15 protein-coding genes are annotated in these 18,875 nt (G+C 66.9%); 10 read left to right on the top strand and 5 right to left on the bottom strand.

Annotated features, from left to right (window positions below; translation table 11 throughout):
• Positions 1–18: 18 nt before the first annotated feature.
• The 5 genes from ACT531_RS06105 to ACT531_RS06085 all read left to right on the top strand — a co-directional run bounded on the left by ACT531_RS06105 (position 19) and on the right by ACT531_RS06085 (position 5,670).
• Positions 19–1,686, top strand: coding sequence for an isovaleryl-CoA dehydrogenase (locus tag ACT531_RS06105; RefSeq protein WP_476016853.1), 1,668 nt, complete (start codon positions 19–21; stop codon positions 1,684–1,686).
• A 29-nt stretch (positions 1,687–1,715) separates the two neighbouring features.
• Positions 1,716–2,657, top strand: coding sequence for a glutathione S-transferase family protein (locus ACT531_RS06100; RefSeq protein WP_476016852.1), 942 nt, complete (start codon positions 1,716–1,718; stop codon positions 2,655–2,657).
• 148 nt (positions 2,658–2,805) lie between these two features.
• Positions 2,806–3,711 (top strand): SDR family oxidoreductase, encoded by a 906-nt coding sequence (locus ACT531_RS06095; protein WP_476016851.1) that lies wholly within the window; start codon positions 2,806–2,808, stop codon positions 3,709–3,711.
• A gap of 101 nt (positions 3,712–3,812) precedes the next feature.
• A complete protein-coding gene (locus tag ACT531_RS06090; RefSeq protein ID WP_476016850.1) occupies positions 3,813–4,418 on the top strand; it encodes a methylated-DNA--[protein]-cysteine S-methyltransferase in 606 nt (201 codons plus the stop codon).
• Between the two features lie 226 nt (positions 4,419–4,644).
• Positions 4,645–5,670 (top strand): GGDEF domain-containing protein, encoded by a 1,026-nt coding sequence (locus ACT531_RS06085; protein ID WP_476016849.1) that lies wholly within the window; start codon positions 4,645–4,647, stop codon positions 5,668–5,670.
• Between the two features lie 33 nt (positions 5,671–5,703).
• On the opposite strand, the gene ACT531_RS06080 is transcribed toward ACT531_RS06085, so the two are convergent.
• The 3 genes from ACT531_RS06080 to ACT531_RS06070 form a co-directional block, all read right to left on the bottom strand.
• A complete protein-coding gene (locus ACT531_RS06080; RefSeq protein WP_476016848.1) occupies positions 5,704–6,786 on the bottom strand; it encodes a DUF72 domain-containing protein in 1,083 nt (360 codons plus the stop codon).
• 45 nt (positions 6,787–6,831) lie between these two features.
• Positions 6,832–7,236 carry a hypothetical protein gene (locus ACT531_RS06075; protein ID WP_476016847.1) on the bottom strand — a complete coding sequence of 135 codons (405 nt, stop codon included), beginning with the start codon at positions 7,234–7,236 and terminating at the stop codon, positions 6,832–6,834.
• A gap of 226 nt (positions 7,237–7,462) precedes the next feature.
• On the bottom strand, positions 7,463–7,756 hold the full coding sequence (locus tag ACT531_RS06070; protein WP_476016846.1) for a DUF4148 domain-containing protein: 294 nt from the start codon (positions 7,754–7,756) through the stop codon (positions 7,463–7,465).
• A 274-nt stretch (positions 7,757–8,030) separates the two neighbouring features.
• On the opposite strand from ACT531_RS06070, the gene ACT531_RS06065 reads away from it, so the two are divergent.
• From ACT531_RS06065 to ACT531_RS06055, 3 genes are all read left to right on the top strand, one after another.
• Positions 8,031–10,400 (top strand): Tex family protein, encoded by a 2,370-nt coding sequence (locus ACT531_RS06065; RefSeq protein WP_476016845.1) that lies wholly within the window; start codon positions 8,031–8,033, stop codon positions 10,398–10,400.
• 87 nt (positions 10,401–10,487) lie between these two features.
• The gene (locus ACT531_RS06060; protein ID WP_476016844.1) at positions 10,488–11,318 is read left to right on the top strand and encodes an HDOD domain-containing protein; all 831 of its coding nucleotides are present in this window, start codon (positions 10,488–10,490) and stop codon (positions 11,316–11,318) included.
• Between the two features lie 100 nt (positions 11,319–11,418).
• Complete coding sequence (locus ACT531_RS06055) at positions 11,419–12,591, top strand: patatin-like phospholipase family protein (protein ID WP_476016843.1); 1,173 nt, start codon at positions 11,419–11,421, stop codon at positions 12,589–12,591.
• Positions 12,592–12,651: 60 nt separating this feature from the next.
• Here ACT531_RS06055 and ACT531_RS06050 read toward each other — a convergent pair whose 3' ends face one another.
• Positions 12,652–15,474 (bottom strand): EAL domain-containing protein, encoded by a 2,823-nt coding sequence (locus ACT531_RS06050; RefSeq protein ID WP_476016842.1) that lies wholly within the window; start codon positions 15,472–15,474, stop codon positions 12,652–12,654.
• Positions 15,475–15,741: 267 nt separating this feature from the next.
• Positions 15,742–16,878, bottom strand: coding sequence for an iron-containing alcohol dehydrogenase (locus tag ACT531_RS06045; RefSeq protein ID WP_476016841.1), 1,137 nt, complete (start codon positions 16,876–16,878; stop codon positions 15,742–15,744).
• 96 nt (positions 16,879–16,974) lie between these two features.
• Between ACT531_RS06045 and ACT531_RS06040 the strand changes: the two genes are divergently transcribed.
• On the top strand, positions 16,975–17,844 hold the full coding sequence (locus tag ACT531_RS06040) for a 2-keto-4-pentenoate hydratase (RefSeq protein ID WP_476016840.1): 870 nt from the start codon (positions 16,975–16,977) through the stop codon (positions 17,842–17,844).
• A 61-nt stretch (positions 17,845–17,905) separates the two neighbouring features.
• Positions 17,906–18,868, top strand: coding sequence for an alpha/beta hydrolase (locus ACT531_RS06035; RefSeq protein ID WP_476016839.1), 963 nt, complete (start codon positions 17,906–17,908; stop codon positions 18,866–18,868).
• Positions 18,869–18,875: the final 7 nt, after the last annotated feature.

Raw genomic sequence — 18,875 nt, 5'->3', positions numbered from 1 at the left:
ACCCGTGAAGGAGCCGACATGACCGCACCCCCCGCCACACTGGCGCGTACCCATGACGTCTTCAACCAGAGCACGCCATGGGCGGACGTGAACCTGTTCACCACCAACCAGCCGCTGCAGGACGCGCTGCGCCTGCATGCACCCGGCCTGGGTGTGGCGGGCCTCACCGCGCTCGGCGCCGAGATGGGCTCGGCCGAGATGCTGACCCACGCGCGTCTGGCCAACACCCACAAGCCCCAGCTGCGCACGCACGACCGCTTTGGCCACCGCACGGATGTGGTGGAGTTCCACCCCAGCTACCACGCGCTGATGGGCGCCGCCTTGCGCCACGGCCTGCACGCCACGCCCTGGTCGCGCCAGGACACAGGCCACGCGCATGTGGAGCGCGCGGCGGGCTTCATGCTGTTTACCGAGGCGGAGCCGTCCATCCTCTGCCCGGTGTCGATGAGCTACGCCGTCACGCCTGCCTTGCGGGGCAACGCCGCCGTCTGGGCCGATTGGAACAAAGGCTTGACCAGCACGCAGTACGACCCGCGCCTGGCGCTGTTCTCGCAGAAATCCGCGCTCACCATGGGCATGGGCATGACCGAGAAGCAGGGCGGATCGGACGTGCGTGCCAACACCACCCAGGCCGTGCCCGATGGCGACGATGCCTGGGGCGCGCGCTACCGCATCACGGGGCACAAGTGGTTCTTTTCCGCGCCCATGTGCGATGCGTTCCTGATCCTGGCGCAGGCGCCAGGCGGACTCACCTGCTTCTTCCTGCCGCGTGTGCTGCCCGATGACACGGTCAATGCGATCCGCATCCAGCGCCTGAAAGACAAGCTGGGCAACCACGCCAATGCCAGCTCCGAGGTCGAATTCATCGACGCGATGGCGTGGCGCGTGGGCGAGGAGGGCCGGGGCGTGGCGCAGATCCTGGAGATGGGCACCATGACGCGCCTGGACTGCGCCCTGGGCACCAGCGGCCTCATGCGGCAGGCGCTCAGCATTGCGCTGCACCACACGCGCCAGCGTTCGGCCTTTGGCAAGAAGCTCATCGAGCAGCCGCTGATGCGCAATGTGCTGGCCGATTTGGCGCTGGAGAGCGAAGCCGCCACCGCGCTGTCAATCCGCCTGGCGAGCGCCTTCGACAAGAAGGCCACTAGTGAGCACGAGGCCGTGATGGCCCGCCTGCTCACGCCCGTGGCCAAGTTCTGGGTGTGCAAACGTGGCAGCGTGTTTGCGCAAGAAGCCATGGAATGCCTGGGCGGCAACGGCTATGTGGAAGAGGGCGGCGAGGGCGTGATGGCCCGCATCTACCGCGAGATGCCGCTCAACTCCATCTGGGAAGGCGCGGGCAACATCATGGCGCTGGATTTGATGCGCGCCGTGCGCCGCGCCGATGCCGCCGCCGCGCTCGACGCCGAACTGGCCCCCGCACGCGGCGCCCACCCGGCGCTGGACCGTCTGGCAGGTGCCTTGCCCCTGCGCGTGGACGCCATGACCACCGAAGCCGAGGCCCGGCGCCTTGCGCAAGATGTGGCGCTGGCCGTGCAGGCGGCGCTGCTGCTGCGCAGTGCGCCCGGCGCCGTGTTCCGCGCGTTTTGCGACTCGCGCCTTTCCGGCGATTGGGGCTACAGCTTTGGCACGCTGGGCGCGGGTGTCAACCTTGACGCCATTCTGGCGCGCGCGCTTCCGGCCTGAGCCCGTCCACCCATTTTTACGGAGACCCCATGTCCCACCTCATCCTGCACCACTACCCCTCGTCCCCGTTTTCCGAAAAGATCCGTGCGGTGCTGGGCTTCAAGCAACTGGCCTGGAAGTCCGTCATCATCCCCAGCGTCATGCCCAAGCCCGATGTGGTGGCGCTGACCGGTGGCTACCGCAAGACGCCGTTCTTGCAGATCGGCGCCGACATCTATTGCGACTCGGCCCTGATCTGCGATGTGCTGGAGCACGAACAGCCCGAGCCCGTGCTGTACCCGCCGCACCTCAAAGGCGTGGCGCGCGTGTTTGCGCAATGGGCCGATTCCACGTTGTTCTGGGCGGCCATGGCCTACAACCTGCAGCCCAAGGGCGCAGCGGTGCTGTTTGCCAACCTGCCGCCCGCCGCTGCGCAGGTGTTTGGCGAGGACCGCCGCGAGATGAGCGCAGGCATGCAGCGCCTGCGCCCGGCCGACGCCACGGCCGCCTACCGTTCGTACCTGCGCCGCATTGCGCACATGGCCGAAGAGCATGAGTTCCTGTTCGGCGCCGAGCCCTGTCTGGCCGACTTTGCGGCCTACCACCCGCTGTGGTTCACGCGCCAATGCGTGCCGGTGATGGCAGACATCTTTGCCGCCACGCCCGCCGTGCTGGAGTGGATGGATCGCATCGCCGCACTGGGCCATGGCCGCATGGAGAAGTTCAGCGCGGCCGATGCCATCACCGTGGCCGCCGGCATGGAGCCGCTGCCGCTGACCGACGATGTATTCCAGGACGAGCACGGCATCCCGCTGGGCAGCCAGGTCACGATTGCCGCCGAGAGCTTTGGCACCGAGCCTACGGAAGGCGAACTGATTGCCGCCACCCGCACCCGTTACACGCTGCGCCGTACCGACCCGCGCGCAGGTACGGTGCACGTTCACTTTCCCCGCATCGGCTACGTGCTGCGGCCGGTAACGTCGGCTCCCTGAAAAACAGCCGCCTTTTTGATCGCATTGCGCCCGATGCGCTCTGCGCGTTCGGGCGGCGTTGGCCGAAGCTAGGTGTCGGCATCAAAGCCGTCCCGTGTTTCACGACCGCACCCCATCATCCATCGACAACCCTTAGGAGACACACAACATGATCGACAACTTTGCCGGCAAAACCGCCGTCCTCACCGGCGCAGGCTCGGGCTTTGGCCTGGAATGCGCGCGCATTGGCGCCCGCCTGGGCATGAACCTGGTGCTGGTGGATGTGCAGCAGGATGCTCTGGACGCCGCGACGGCCGAGATGCAGGCTGCAGGCGCTCAGGTGCTGGCGCGCAAGGTGGACGTGTCGAACTCCGCGCAAATGGAGCAGCTGGCCGCCGACGTGCAGCAGCGCTTTGGCGCACCGCACCTGGTGTTCAACAACGCGGGCGTGGGCGCGGGCGGCCTGGTGTGGGAGAACTCGGTCAAGGACTGGGAGTGGGTGCTGGGCGTGAACCTGATGGGCGTGGTGCACGGCGTGCGCCTGTTCACACCCATGATGCTGGCAGCCGCCAAGGCCGACCCGGCCTGGCGCGGCCACATCATCAACACCGCCAGCATGGCGGGCCTGCTGGCAGCGCCCAACATGGGCATCTACAACGTGAGCAAACACGCTGTGGTGGCCCTGTCGGAAACGCTGTACCAGGACCTGTCGCTGGTCACCGACCAGATCGGCGCCAGCGTGCTGTGCCCCTTCTTTGTGCCCACCGGCATCAACCAGAGCCACCGCAACCGCCCCGGCGACCTGCCTGCCGAAAAGCCCACCAAGAGCCAGCTCATCGGCCAGGCCATGAGCGACAAGGCTGTGGGCAGCGGCAAGGTGACCGCGGCCGAGGTGGCGCAGAAGGTGTTCGACGCCGCAGCACAAGGCCAGTTCTACATCTACAGCCACCCCAAGGCCCTGGCCTCGGTGCAGACGCGCATGGAAGACGTGATGATGGGCCGCAACCCTACCGACCCGTTTGCCGCCAAGCCCGAGCTGGGCGCACAGCTGCGCGCGGCACTGCGGGCGGACTGACCAGCGCAACGCGCCCACAGACGCCTGGCGACAGGTGTTTGAATAAAAATGGCTGCACGCGCTAGTGCAATATGCGCCAGCAGCTATTAAATGCATAGCATATGTCCCCGGATGCTCCGCTGAACGCTGATGCCCACGAGGCCGCATGGGGCCACGCCCTGTTCGACACGGCGCTCGGCCCCTGCGGCATTGCCTGGGGGCCCGGTGGCATTGCGGCCGTGCAACTGCCTGAGGCCGATGCACCGGCCACCCAGGCGCGCCTGCTGCGCGGGCTGGAGCGGGGCACCTATCCGCAGGTGCTTCCGCCGGCCGCTCCGCCAGCCGTGGTGCGCCATGCCATCGCAGGCATCCAGGGCTTGCTGGCCGGGGAGGCGCTGGACCTGCGGGAGGTGCCGCTGGACATGTCCGGCGTGTCGGCGTTTCACCAGCAGGTGTACGCCATTGCACGGGCCATTCCGCCGGGCCAGACGCGCACGTATGGCGAGGTGGCAGAGCAACTGGGCAGCAAGGGCCTGTCGCGCGCCGTGGGGCAGGCGCTGGGCCTGAACCCGTTTGCGCCCGTCGTGCCCTGCCACCGGGTGCTGGCAGCGGGCGACAAGCCTGGCGGCTTCTCGGCCGGGGGCGGTGCGCTGACCAAGATGCGCATGCTGGAGATCGAAGGGGCCTGCCTGGGCGGGACGCGGTCGTTGTTTGGTAGCTCGGACTAGCCCGGCGGACTTGCTCCGCCACGCGCCAGTCATCGGTCACTGCAGGGGGGCTGCGTTGCTGGCTGCACAAGTGTGTTACGGGGTGCTACATTTGTTGAAGCGCCTGTTTTTTGTGCAGGAGCGAGGCGCCTCGCGCTCCGTGCATCAAGGCATCGCGTCCGGGTTTGCCGTGGCTGCACCTTGACCCCCCATCCCACCGCTCCCGGCCTTCAGGAGAAAGTTGCCCATGTCACCCGAACGCCAACGACTGGCCCGCATGCTGTTTGACGAGTACATCGCCATGTATGCGTCGCGCGATGCCCGGTTGGTGGACCGCTTCAGCGAGAACTTCAGCGGCTTTGCGGGCAGCAGCGACAAGCTCATCAAGTCCCGCAGCGAGTGGGTGGACATCACGCGGCTGGACTTTGCACAGGTGCCCGGGCACATCAACATCGAGATGCGAGACATCTTCCCCCAGGAGCTGGGGGCCGATGTGCTGGCCGTGACCGCGTTTTTCCACATCCACCTGCCCAACCCCGACCCGCTGTTTGCCAGTGAAACGGCCCGTTTGGTGCTGGTCTTCCGGCAGGAGGGCGACGACTGGAAGATTGCGCACAGCAGCATCTCAATCCCCTACGGCCTCGCGCGCGACGGCGAGGTGTACCCCGCCAGCCGCCTGCAGCAGCGCAACCAAGAACTGCAGGCCCTGGTGGACGAGCGCACGCAGGCGCTGGCCCAGGCCAACAACCAGCTGCAACTGCTTAGCAACACCGACGGCCTGACGGGCATTGCCAACCGCCGCCACTTTGACCAGGCCCTGGCCCATGAATGGGCGCGTGCCCAGCGGGCCCATGCCTCGGTGTCGCTGATCATGCTGGACGTGGACGTGTTCAAGCACTTCAACGACCACTACGGCCATCTCGCGGGCGATGCCTGCCTGAAGTCCCTGGCCCTGACGCTGGCGCAGACCGGGGGACGCCGCGACGGCGACGTGGTGGCGCGGTTTGGCGGCGAGGAGTTTGTGGTGTTGCTGCCAGGTGCCGATGCCCCGGCCGCGCTGGAGGTGGCCCAGCACATCCAGCAGGCCATCCAGGCCCTGGCCCTACCGCACGAGGGCGCCCCCCACGGCATCGTGACGGTGAGCTTTGGTGTGGCCACCATGGCGCCCGAGCGCGAGCAACTGGCCGAAGAACTGGTGCGGCGCGCGGACCGCGCGATGTACCGCGCCAAGCAAGGCGGGCGCAACCGCATCGAGCAGGCGCCGGAGCCCTAGAGCCGAACGGGGCCTGCCGGAGCGCCGGCGCCCTTATCGGGCCGCCAGCTTTGCGACCTCTTCCGCTACCCCCCGCACCGTGAGCGGCGCGCAGCCCTCCGCGTGGTTGCTGATGGTCACGAAGGCGTTCTGCCCCCGACCCGTGGTGCCCGCGATGACGGCAGCCAGCGCTGCCCGGGTTTCCGGTGCCGGGTGGTGCAGGCGGTCGTATGGCTCGTACAGCCGCTCAGCCTCTTCATAGCCGTAGGGGCCGTGCACGGGGTTCAGGTTCCAGCGACACACCAGCGGGCCGGGCCACAGCGCACGCAACATGGGCAACTGGTCCTGCAGCGGCGGCATCTTGGCATGCAGCCCCAGGCAATAGGTGGCGCCCGCTTCGCGCAGCATGGCCGCAAAGTCCGGCGTCAGCCACTCGGGGTCGCGCACCTCCACGGCAATCACGCCGTCAGGCGCCAGGGGTGCCAACGGGGGCAGCGCCTGCAGCATGGCACGCAGACGATCCAGCAAGGCGGGCATGCGGTCCAGCTGCGCCAGCGGCAGCGGGCTGAGCTGGAACACCAGCGCGCCCAGCTTGTGGCCCAGGCCCTGCAACGCGGGCTCCACACACTCACTGCGCGCCAGCTCGGGGCTCAAGAACGCCGGGTTGGGCTGGCGGCCCCGTCCGTCTTCGCTGCGCACCAGGGCGTCTGTCACCACGCTGGGCGCCTTCACCACAAACCGGAAATCGTCGGGCACCTGCGATGCGTAGCGTTCGTACTGGCTCACCGTGAGCGGGCGGTAGAAGCTGCGGTCGATGCTCACGGTGCGCAGCAGCGGGTGCTGGGCGTACACGGCCAGCCCTTGTTTGGACAACTGTGTGTCGGAATGCTCGCCTTCCCACACCAGGCCTTGCCAGCCGGGGTAGGTCCATGACGATGTGCCCAGGCGCAACCGGGGCGGCAGGGCGGCGGCGAGGTCGGTCAGCGCACCGTCCGGAGCGATGGGCGCCACGGTGCCAGACCGGGAGCGCCGTGTGGGGGCATCGGTGCCTGGCACGATGGGCGAAGCGGGTGCCGAGGCTGAAGCTTCTGCCGGCGGTGGCTTGGGTAGCGTGTCGCCAAAAAGATCGTCTTGCATGCGCTGGGGCGGGACGGCTAAGAGCAGAGCGAGGGAGCCAAGGCGCTACGCGCCGCCAAACAGCCCGCTCTCGTCCAGCAGGTCAAACGCGATCTGGGGCTGGGCGTCCATGCTCTTCTTGATGGCCGCCGGAATGGCCTGCCGCGTCTTGCGGCACAGGCCCCGCTGTTCATGCACCAGGATCGCAATGCCTCGCAGGCTGCGCACCTCGTTCGGGCTTTGGGTGATGGACAGGCGAATGCCCAGTTGCTGCTCCATGCGCTCCTGCATCCTACGCAGGTCGGCCAGGCTGCCCAGGTTCTCCAGGCGCTCCAGCATCTTCTTTTCTTCGCTGCGCGTGAGCATCAGGATGCGCACATCGCTGCCTGGCGTCTGGAGCAGCGCATCCCGGTCGCACACACAGGTGCCGGGGGGGCATTCGGTGCGGATGGGGAAGGGGGGAAGGGACATGGAACGGTGTGTGAACAGTCCTTCATTCTATGAAGGGCTGACCGTGCCGAGGGTGTGGCCGCCCGTAAGCCCATGCAGTCCACCAACAAAAAGGGCTCCCGAAAGGAGCCCTTTTTGCCTGCCCGCCCCTGCGGTTCAGTTAACACTCCCCATGGCAGCGGCACCCGCACCGCGCGAAGTGCCACCACCATGGGAAGTCCCGCAACTGCGTCAATCGGTCATGCGATTACATGGCGCTGAATTCGCCCGAAGGGATCTGGCCGGTGCGAACCGCTTCGGCAGCCTGGGCACGCACAGCAGCGCGGTCGGCGGTGGATTGGTAGGTCACCACACGGGAGCCTGCGGGTTCCATGCTGTGGGTGCGGGCTTCGGTGACGGCTTCAGCAGCCACTTCAGCGCGGGTGCGGTTCGTGTCGAACTTCAGGGCAAATTGCGAGCCATCGGCTTCGTCAGCATGGGCGCCAAAGGCGGTGAAAGCGGCAACAGCGGCGACGGAGAGGAAACGAGCGGTCTTGTTCATGATGAAAATCCTTGAAAGTTAAAAAAGCGTCTCAAAAAAGCCGGGTCAAAAACCATTCCTGAACCGGGTTCGGTGAGTCGCCTTGCGGGTTCGGCTCATCGATGGGATGAACTGTACGCCGATGGTGTTCATGGAAAAACTATCCAGTCGCAAACTAACTGTTCCAGTATTGAGAACAATCCGCCGACCCGTCTCCGGGCTGCCAAACCGCCTGTGGCAAACTCGCGCGCTTCGCTTTTTTGTTTGACCGAGTTTCAGAGAGTCCGCCCCACCCATGCAGCAGATCGTTCGGCAGTTGGCCGCAGAAATCAAAGTCAGTGAACAACAGGTGCGCGCAGCGGTGGAGCTGCTGGATGGCGGCGCCACGGTGCCCTTCATCGCGCGCTATCGCAAGGAAGTGACGGGCGGGTTGGACGACATCCAGCTGCGTGAGCTGGAGGCGCGCCTGTCTTACCTGCGCGAACTGGAAGACCGCCGTGTGGCCGTGCTCAAGGCGATTGACGAACAAGGCAAGCTGACCGACGCGCTGCGTGCCGCCATTGCCGCCGCGCCCACCAAGCAAGAGCTGGAAGACATCTACCTGCCCTTCAAGCAAAAGCGCCGCACCAAGGGCCAGATCGCCCGCGAGTTCGGCATCGAGCCGCTGGCCGACAAGCTGTTTGCCGACCCCACGCTGGACCCTACCGTGGAGGCCGCTGCATTCACCAAGCCGCCCGAGGTGCTGGACGATGGCAAGCCCGGTGCCGACTTCTCCACCGTGCCCGCGGTGCTGGATGGCGTGCGCGACATATTGAGCGAGCGCTGGGCCGAAGACCCGGCGCTGGTGCAAAACCTGCGCGAGTGGTTGTGGGCCGAGGGCCTGCTGCGCAGCAAGAAGGTGGACAGCAAGAACGAGAACGACCCCGAGGTCTCCAAGTTCCGCGACTACTTTGACTACGACGAGCCCATCGGCCGCGTGCCCTCGCACCGCGCACTAGCGGTGTTCCGGGGGCGTGGGCTGGAGATTCTGGAAGCCAAGTTGGTACTGCCGGTGGAGCCCGAACCCGGCAAGCCCAGCATGGCAGAAGGCAAGATTGCCCTGCACCTGGGCTGGAGCCACCAGGGCCGCAAGGCGGACGATCTGATCCGCAAGTGCGTGGCCTGGACCTGGCGCGTGAAGCTGAGCCTCTCTACCGAGCGCGACCTGTTTGCCCGCCTGCGCGACGAGGCCGAGAAGGTGGCGATCAAGGTGTTTGCCGACAACCTGCGCGACCTGCTGTTGGCCGCACCGGCCGGCCCGCGCGTAGTGATGGGGCTGGACCCCGGCATCCGCACCGGCGTGAAGGTGGCCGTGGTGGACGCCACCGGCAAGCTGGTGGAGACCGCCACGGTATATCCGCACGAGCCCAAGCGCGACTGGGATGGCTCGCTCTTCACCCTGGCCAAGCTGGTGGAAAAGCACGGCGTGAATCTGATTGCGATTGGCAACGGCACGGCCAGCCGCGAGACGGACAAACTGGCCGCCGACCTGATCAAGATGGCGGCCAAGGCCGACTGCGCCATCGAGAAGGTGGTGGTGAGCGAGGCGGGTGCCTCGGTGTATTCCGCCAGCGAATACGCATCGCAAGAGATGCCTGATGTGGACGTGAGCCTGCGCGGCGCCGCCTCCATCGCGCGCCGCCTGCAAGACCCGCTGGCCGAACTGGTCAAGATCGACCCCAAGAGCATTGGCGTGGGTCAGTACCAGCACGACGTGAACCAGAGCGAGCTGGCACGCACCCTGGGCACGGTGGTGGAAGACTGCGTGAACTCCGTGGGTGTGGACCTGAACACGGCCAGCGTGCCGCTGCTCTCCCGCGTGTCGGGCCTGTCGGGCAGCGTGGCTAAGGCCGTGGTGCGCTGGCGCGAGGCCAACGGCGCGTTCAAGAGCCGCAAGCAGTTGATGGAAGTGGCGGGCCTGGGCGCCAAGACCTTTGAGCAGAGCGCGGGCTTCTTGCGCATTCGCGGCGGTGACAACCCGTTGGACATGACGGGCGTGCACCCCGAGACCTACCCGGTGGTCGAGCAGATCATGGAAAAGACCGGCAAGCCGGTGGCCGAGTTGATGGGCCGGGCCGACATGCTCAAGACCCTGAAGCCCGAACTGTTCGCCAACGAAAAGTTTGGCGTGATCACCGTCAAGGACATCCTGGCCGAGCTGGAAAAGCCCGGCCGCGACCCGCGCCCCGACTTCAAGGTGGCGCGCTTCAATGACGGCGTGGAAGACATCAAGGACCTGAAGGAAGGCATGATCCTGGAGGGCACGGTGAGCAACGTGGCCCAGTTCGGCGCCTTTGTGGACCTGGGCGTGCACCAGGACGGTCTGGTGCATGTGAGCCAGCTGGCGCACAAGTTTGTGAACGACGCCCGCGAGGTGGTCAAGACGGGCGACATCGTCAAGGTCAAGGTCATGGAAGTGGACGTGGAGCGCAAGCGCATTGGCCTGTCGATGAAGCTGGACGCCGCACCACCACGCCAGGGCGGTGACCGGGGCGCACCCCGTGACAACCGCTTTGAGGGCGCAGGCCGTGGCTATGCACAGCCCCAGCGCCGTGGCCCCGAGCCTGTGCAGCAGTCGGCCATGGCGTCGGCATTTGCGAAGTTGCAACAGGCCAAAGGCCGCTGACGCAGCCCGCTGTGCCGCCGGTGGTTTTTTGGCCGTGCAGGGGCCCATAATCGCCAGCACCTGAACCAACCACCGGCGCCGTACCCCATGGAGTTGAACGCACTGCTGGCCGAACCTGTGGCACTGCCCAGCCTTCCGCGCGCCGTGGCGCTGCTGATGAGCGAGCTGGCCCACGCTGAGCCCAGCCTGCGGCGCCTGAATCAGCTGTTTGGCACCGACCCGGCCCTGGCCGCGCGCCTGCTGGAGCTGGCCAATTCCCCCACCTTCCAGCTGCCCGGGCAGATTGCAGGCATCCCAGAGGCGCTGGCGCTGCTGGGCACTGCACAGCTGCGCACGCTGGTCACCTCGGCTCCGCTGGGCACTACGTCACGCTCGGTGCCCGGGGTCAACATGCAGCAGTTCTGGCGCTACAGCCTCAACACCGCCAAGCTCGCGCGCTCGCTGGCAGGCATCGTCCACCACAACCAGATCGCGGCGTATACCGCCGGTTTGTTGCATGCCCTAGGCGAGCTGGTGATCCACCTGGCCGACCCTGAGAAGGCCCAGTCGGTCAACACCCTCGTGGCGCCGTTTGACCTGCGCCGCGACAAGATCGAGCAGCGCATCTTTGGCTACAGCTATGGCCAGGTCACGGCGGGCTGCGCGCGCCGCTGGCAACTGCCCGAGGTGGTGATTGATGCCCTGCAGCACCAGCATGCACCGTTTGACAACAAGGTGTACGAACCCTTGGCAGGCGTGATCCACCTGGCCGCCTGGCGCGCCCGCGCCCGCGAGGCTGAGCTGAACGAGAAGGAGTTGGCAGTGTCCTTCCCTGGCGAAGTGGGGCTGGCCCTGGGGCTCGACATCGACATGGTGCTGCAGCAAGACCCGATTGACTGGACGGCCCGGCCGGAGGCAGCGGCGGACTTCATCGTCTAGCAGCCCGGTAGGGGGTCAGGCGGTTGCCATGGGGAGGGCGCTGCTGGGGTGGTCTACGGATCGACGGTGCTGCCCCAGCCGCTTTGCGACAATCGGCGCCATGAAAGCATTGCGCATCCACGCCGGCCCCCGCGCCCGCCAACACCTCGAACAACAGGGCTTGCAGCCAGCCGACGTGGGCGTGATCCCGGCGGCTGCCGGTGGTCCCAAGGGGCTGATCCTGGGGCCGATGGACAGGTTCATTTTTGGGGAATGGCTACCGCGCTCTGACCAGCCCGTGCACCTCGTGGGCGCCTCCATAGGCGCCTGGCGCATGGCGACAGCCTGCCTGCAGCAGTCGGTGGTGGCGTTTGAACGGCTGGAACACGACTACATCCACCAGGACTACGAGCTGCCACCCGGCAAAAAACGCCCCACAGCCGCCCATGTGAGCGAGCGGTTCGGCCAGAACCTGGAGGCCTTCTATGGCGGGCGGGTGCAGGAGGTGCTGAGCCACCCGCGCTACCGCCTGCACATCGTCACGTCCCGGGGCCGCCATGTGCTGGGGCGCGAACATGCGCTGGGTACGCCCCTGGGGTATCTGGGGGCCTTCGTGACCAACACCGTGCACCGCAAGGCGATGGGGGCCTGGCTGGAGCGGGTGGTGTTTTCCTCGTCAGGCGCCGCCTTGCCTTTTGCCACGACCGACTACCGCACCCGGCAGGTGGGGTTGAGCGCAGACAACTTCATGCAAGCGCTGCAGGCCAGCTGCTCGATCCCGTTTGTTCTGCAGGCCGTGCACAACATCCCGGGCGCGCCCCGGGGCGCCTACTGGGATGGGGGCATCACCGACTACCACCTGCATCTTGCCTATGGTCTGCCGAACGGTGATGCTTCTGAATTGATAGCTGCTCAGGTAATGAGCACTAGCGCTTCCGGCGGAAAAGACTCAAAAACTGCGGTCGAGCCGTTGCGTGCGGGTGCTGGCGGCATCGTGCTCTACCCCCACTTCCAGCACCGCGTGGTGCCGGGCTGGCTGGACAAGGGGCTGAAGTGGCGCCACAAGGCCACGTCGGCGCTCGACAACATGGTGGTGCTGTCACCCGACCCGGACTGGGTGCGCCGATTGCCCAACGCCAAGCTGCCCGACCGCAACGACTTCACCCACTACGGCACGGACAGCCGTGCCCGGGCCCAGGCGTGGCTCGCGGCCACGCGCGCCAGCCAGCAGCTGGTGGATGAGTGGCGCGAATGGCTGGAGCGGCCGGACATGGGCGCGGTGCAGCGGTTGTAGTGCGGCGGGGCCGCAGCGCCATCGTCGCCCGCTGGGACCGCTGCGCTGGCCGAAGGATTCTCAGATCGAGGCAGACCGGCGCGCTGCCTCTTGCACCGCCCGGGCAGCATGGCGTGCAGCGTGGTCCCGGGCCCAAGGCAGCACGTCGGCCGCAGGCATGGGCCGGGCAATGCCATAACCCTGCGCGCGTTCGCAGCCCAGCTCCAGCAGCTTGGCGCAGTGTTCGGCGGTTTCGACGCCTTCGGCCACCACATGGCGGTGGAACGCAGCCGCCAGCGCCACGATGGCTTTGACGAGGGTAAGGTCGTCGCCGTCCTCCAGGATGCCGCGCACGAAGGACTGGTCGATCTTGATGGTCTCGGCGGGCAGGCGCTTGAGGTAGGACAGGGACGAAAAGCCGGTGCCGAAGTCGTCCAGCGCAAAACGCACGCCCAGGGCCTGGCAGCTTTGCATCATGCGGCGCATGTACTGCATGTCTTCGAGCGCGGCGGATTCCAGGATCTCCAGCTCCAGCCGCGAGGGAGACACCTCGGGGCAGGTGTGCAGGATGTCCTTGAGCCGCTGCACAAAGTTGGGCCGGTGAAAGTGGGGCGCTGCGATGTTGACGCTGACCTCCCATCCCATGCCCGCATCGCTCCACACCCGCATCTGCGCCAGGGCCTGGCGCAGCACCCATTCGCCCAGTTCGACCTGCAGGTCCGTGTCCTCCACCAGCGGCAGCACATGCTGCGGGCCCAGCAGCCCCTCTTGCGGGTGTTGCCAGCGCAGCAGGGCTTCGAGCCCGATGATCTCGCCCGTGCGCAGGTTGACCTTGGGCTGGTAGTGCAGCACCAGTTCGCCCGCGTGCAGTGCGCGGGCCACACGGGTCTGGCGGGTGTGCTGGGTCTGCACGGCGTGGTCGTGTTGCACGTCGAAAACGTGCAACTGGTTGCGCCCGAAGCTTTTGGCCTGGCACATGGCCTGGTCGGCATGGCGCAGCAGGGTGTCGGGGTTGGCGTCGTCCTGCGGAAACACGGCCACGCCAATGCTGACGGTGATGTTCACGAGGCGGTCGTCAATCGCATAGGGCGCGGCCAGTTGCTGCATCAGCACGGCCAGGCGCGCCTCGATGGCGGGCACATCGGGCTGTTCGCCCAGCAGCAGCACAAACTCGTCGCCGCCCATGCGGGCTACGGCTTCGTGGGCCGTGATGAACGCGCCCAGGCGCCGCGCCACTTCCTTGAGAAGACGGTCGCCCACGCGCTGGCCAAAGGTGTCGTTCACGGCCTGGAAGTGGTCCAGGTCCAGCATGCACACCGCCAGCAGCAGCTGCTTGTTGCGGGCCACAAACAGGGCGTGTGTGAGCTTTTCGGCCAGGGCCGCGCGGTTGTACAGACCGGTGAGCGCGTCGTGGCGGGCGTGCCACGAGATCTGGTGGCGCAGGTTGCGTGTTTCGGTCACGTCGCGGAACACCAGCACGCAGCCCGCCGCGTGGCCGCTGCCTTCGCGGATGGCGGCGGCCGTGTACTCGATGGCATAGCGCTCGCCCGAGCGGTGGATCAGCACCTCGTAGGTCGCCTGCTGCAGCCCACCCGGCTGGGTGTCGCGTTCGGCGGCCGCGCTGGCGGTGCGGCTGGCGGGCTCTTCGTACAGACGAAACACGTCGTCCAGCTGCCGGCCCAGCGCCTGGTCGGCCGTGAACCCGGTCATGAGCTGTGCGGCCTCATTGATGGTCTCGATGCGCCCGCCCAGGTCGGTGGTGATGACCCCGTCGCCGATGGAGGCGAGGGTGACCTCGGCACGTTCCTTTTCAGCGCGCAGGGCTTCCTGGGCGCGCTTGCGCTCGGTCACGTCCACCAGCGTGCCGATGGTGCCAGCCAGTTCGCCGTTGGTGCTGGTGAAGGGCGCTTCGAAATAGGCCATGTCCAGTGGGGGCTGGTGGGGCGGGCGGATGCGGATCTCGTTGTCGTGCGCGCTGGCGATCCGGGCCGACCGTTCCGGGGCCAGTTCGGCCGGTAGGCTGGCCCCTGCAGCGCCGTCAGCACCTGGCTGTGACTGGAACAGGCGCTGCCATGCGCGGTTGGCGTCCAGGTAGGTGCCGTCGGCATGGCGCACAAACACGGGCAGGGGCAGGGCATCGATCAACTGGCGGGTGAAGTGCAGTTGCTCGCTTTGCTGGCGCTGCGTTTCGTGCAAGGACAGCACCAAGGACTGCACCTTGCCCGCCATGTCGTTGAAGGTCTCGGCCATGGCGCGGGACTCCAGCGTGCCGGTGACTTCCATGCGCGTGCTCAGGTAACCCTGGCGAAACGCGTCGGTGGCCTGGGCCAGGCGCTGCAGCATGCGGGCATTGGCCCGCAGCAGCAGCGTCAGCAGAAAGAAGATGGTGAAGATGTTGAGTGCCGAGATGCGTGCCTGTACCAGCACCGTGGCCCACACCTGGTCCGCCAGGGGCTGCGGGTGGGCCGTCACCGTCAGTCGGCCCGATGTGCCGTCTGCCAGCGCGAGGCCGGACTGCTGCACAGGGGCGGAGAGGTCCAGCCAATCGGTAAACCATTTCGGAGCATTGGCGGGGTAGGGAAGGGCGGTGACCTCAATGGCGGGCTGGTCGGCGGCCTGCCATTTGATGGACGCCACTGCCGGCGCGGCCTGCGCCAACCCCTCGGTCAGGATACGGGTCACGGTGTCGGCATCGGGCGCGGGCACGGCGGCCAGGCGCAGCTGCAAAGGATCGCTGGCGCGCCGCAGTTCGGTAGAGCCTTGCTGCAGGGCTTCGTCGATTTCTGCGGTCAGCAGGTAGTGGTAGCGCACCCCAGTGACCAGCAGGATGATCGCCACGATGGACACATACAGCCGGGGGTAGGTGCCCCGCAGAAGCCAGGTGGTGAGATTTCCGGTGCGCATTGACGGTGGTCCTCCCCCACAACCCCAGTGGTAATGAATGGTTAATTAATTGTTGACAGCGGCGAGTCTATCTTGTGAGAAGTTGTGAGCGTGGTTTTGCATCGCGCTACCGGCGCGGTGTTGCTGATGTGTGACGTTTTGTAAAACTGCGGAGCTGCCAGCACGCGCAATGCGCGCCTGACAAGTGAACGGGCACGCGCTGGCTCCCCACCATGGGCTGCCGGGCCCAGGTGCACGGCGGTGGTACCGAGGGTGAGGCGGCTGGGTTCAGAGCGACTGGGCCAGCATGTCGCGGTATTCCTCGGGGGTGGCGATGCGCGGGTTGGTCTTGTGGCAGTGGTCGGCCATCGCGCCCTTGATGATGTCGTCAAACATCGCCTCGTTCACGCCCATGGCGGCCAGGCCGGTGGGCAGGCCCAGGCGGGCGTTCATGTCGCGGATGGCTTCGGGAATATCGCCTGCGCTGGCCAGGCCCATGGCGTGGGCCATGCGCTCCAGGCGCCTTTCCTTTTGCACCGATTCGGCCTGCGCGTTGAAACGCACCACGGCGGGCAGGAACATGGCGTTGAGCGTGCCGTGGTGCAGGCGCGGGTTCACGCCGCCCAGGCTGTGGCTGAGCGAGTGCACGGCGCCCAGGCCCTTTTGGAATGACATGGCGCCCTGCATGCTGGCGCTCATCATGTGCAGGCGTGCATCGCGGTCGCTGCCGTTTTTGGTGGCCTGCTCGATGTTCGCCCAGCCGCGCGTGAGGCCGTCCAGCGCAATGCCGTCAGCGGGCGGGTTGAACGCGGCGGACATGAAGGTTTCCATGCAGTGCGCAATCGCGTCCATGCCCGTGGCTGCTGTGAGCATGGGGGGCAGGCCGAGGGTGAGTTCGGGGTCGCAGATGGCGGTCTTGGGCACCAGGTTCCACGAGTGAAAGCCGAGCTTGCGGTGGTCGTCCACGATGATGATCGCGCCGCGCGCCACCTCGCTGCCCGTGCCGCTGGTGGTGGGCACGGCAATCAGCGGCGCAGCGCGGTCGGTGATGCGCGGGGAGCCGCCCTCGATGGTGGCGTAGTGGGTGAGGGGCCCCTCGTGCGTGGCCGCAATCGCGATGCCTTTGGCGCAGTCGATGGCGGAGCCCCCGCCCACGGCGATCAGTCCGTCGCAGCCCTGGGCCTTGTACATGTCCACGGCGGCGCGCACAGCGGCTTCGGTGGGGTTGGAGGGGGTCTGGTCAAACACGGCTACCGTCATACCGGGCAGCGCGTCCAGCGCCTTTTGCAGCACGCCGGCGGCCTTCACGCCGGGGTCCGTCACGATCAGAGGGCGGGTGATGCCCACGCGCTCGCATTCCTGCTTCAGCAGCTGGACGGCGCCGAATTCAAACTGGATCTGGGTGACGTAGTAGATGAAAGCCATGGTGCAACAGAATGTGTGAATGGGGGTGCCAGCGATTACGATAGCTCGCCAGCCTTTGAAAAGGTTCTGAGCCCACTTTATAAGGAGGAGACAGCCTTGAAAACGAAGCAAACCCTGATGGCGGCCCTGGTGGTCGTCGCATCTGTGACAAGCGCCAAGGCCCAGTGCCTCACGGACGCGCAGGCCGCCGACCTGGTGGCCAACTATGTGGCCAAGACCCCGGCGGCCAATCCCGAGAACCTGACGGACGCCGACGGCGCCTGCACACGCGGCAAGGTCAACGCCTTGCTGGCCCAGCGCATGGGCAAGGTGATTGGCTACAAGGCGGGCCTGACCAACCCCGCCGTGCAAAAGCGCTTCAACACCGACAAGCCCGTGTGGGGCAAGCTCTACGAGGGCATGGTGCTGCCCAGTGGCGCCACGGTGGATGCAGCCTTCGGTGCCCGCCCCCTGTACGAGGCCGACATGCTGGTGCGCGTGAAAAGCGCCGCCATCAACCAGGCCAAGACCCCCATGGACGTGCTGGACGCCGTGGACCAGATCATCCCCTTCATCGAGCTGCCCGACCTGATGGTGCAGGCGCCGCCCAAGCTCAACGGTGCGGGCGTGACTGCCATCAACGTGGGCGCGCGCCTGGGCGTGGCGGGTGCCCCGATTGCGGTGCCGGCGTACCGGGGCGAGCGTTTTGCCATGCTCCAGGCCCTGGCCTACATGAACGTGTCGCTGACCGATGGCGCGGGTGCGCGTCTGGGTGGCGGCAAAGGCAGCGACATCCTGGACCACCCGCTCAACGCGGTGGTGTGGCTGGCCGGTGCGCTCGCGCAGGAAGGCCTGGCCATGCAGCCGGGCGATCTGATCAGCCTGGGCTCGTTCTCTGCATTACTGCCGCCCAAGGCTGGCTTGTCGGTGACGGCCACCTACGACGGCTTGCCCGGCGCAGCACCCGTGCGACTGAGCTTCAAGTAACCTACCCCTGATCGGCCCGCCGCCTTGCGGGCCGTTGTCTTTTCTGCCGAGACCCCGACCGTTGACCGACCTGCACATCCACCACACCCGCCTCACCCCCCAGATGCGCAGCGTGCTCGAACGCATGGCCCGCGCCGGGCACCCGCCGCTGCACACACGCACGCCGCAAGAGGCACGCATCGCCTACCAGGCGGGTGCAGATGTGCTGGAGGTGCCCAAGGCCGCGCTGGCGCGGGTGGAAGACCTGCAGATCCCCGCCCGCGACGGTACCATGCTGCCCGCACGGCTGTACGCGCCCAGCACCGACAAGGGCTTGCCCCTGCTGCTGTACACCCACGGCGGCGGCTTCACCATTGGCAACATCGCCACGCACGACATCCTGTGCCGCGAGCTGGCGCGTCTGGCGGCTTGCATGGTGGTGTCGCTGGACTACCGGCTGGCGCCGGAGCACCGCTTTCCCACAGCCAGTAATGATGCGTGGGATGCGCTGCAGTGGCTGGCCGCCCATGCAGAAAGCCTGGGCGCCGACCCCCAGCGCCTAGCCGTGGGCGGCGACAGTGCAGGCGGCACCCTCGCCGCCGTCAACGCCATCCTGGCGCGCGATGCCGGCCTGCCGCTGGCGCTGCAACTGCTGATCTACCCCGGCTGCGCGGCGCACCAGGACACGCCTTCGCACGCCACCTTTGCACTTGGCCTGGTGCTGGAGGAGCCCGCCATCAGCTGGTTCTTTGGCCATTACGTGACCACCCGCGAGGAGCGCGAGGACTGGCGTTTTGCGCCGCTGCTGGCGCCGGACGTGGAGGGCGTGGCACCCGCGTGGATCGGCCTGGCCGAATGCGACCCGCTGGTGGACGAAGGCGTTGACTATGCCGACAAGCTCCGCCTGGCGGGCGTGCCCGTGGACCTGGACATCTACCGGGGCGTGACCCACGAATTCATCAAGATGGGCCGCGCCATCCCCGAAGCGCGCAAGGCCCATGCCGACGCAGCCCGCGCGCTGCGGCTGGCTTTTCACCTGGAGTAAACGAACC

Source organism: Acidovorax sp. DMC1, assembly GCF_056314325.1.
The sequence above is the reverse complement of the archived record's forward strand: the minus strand, read 5'-3'. Positions and strand labels throughout refer to the sequence as shown.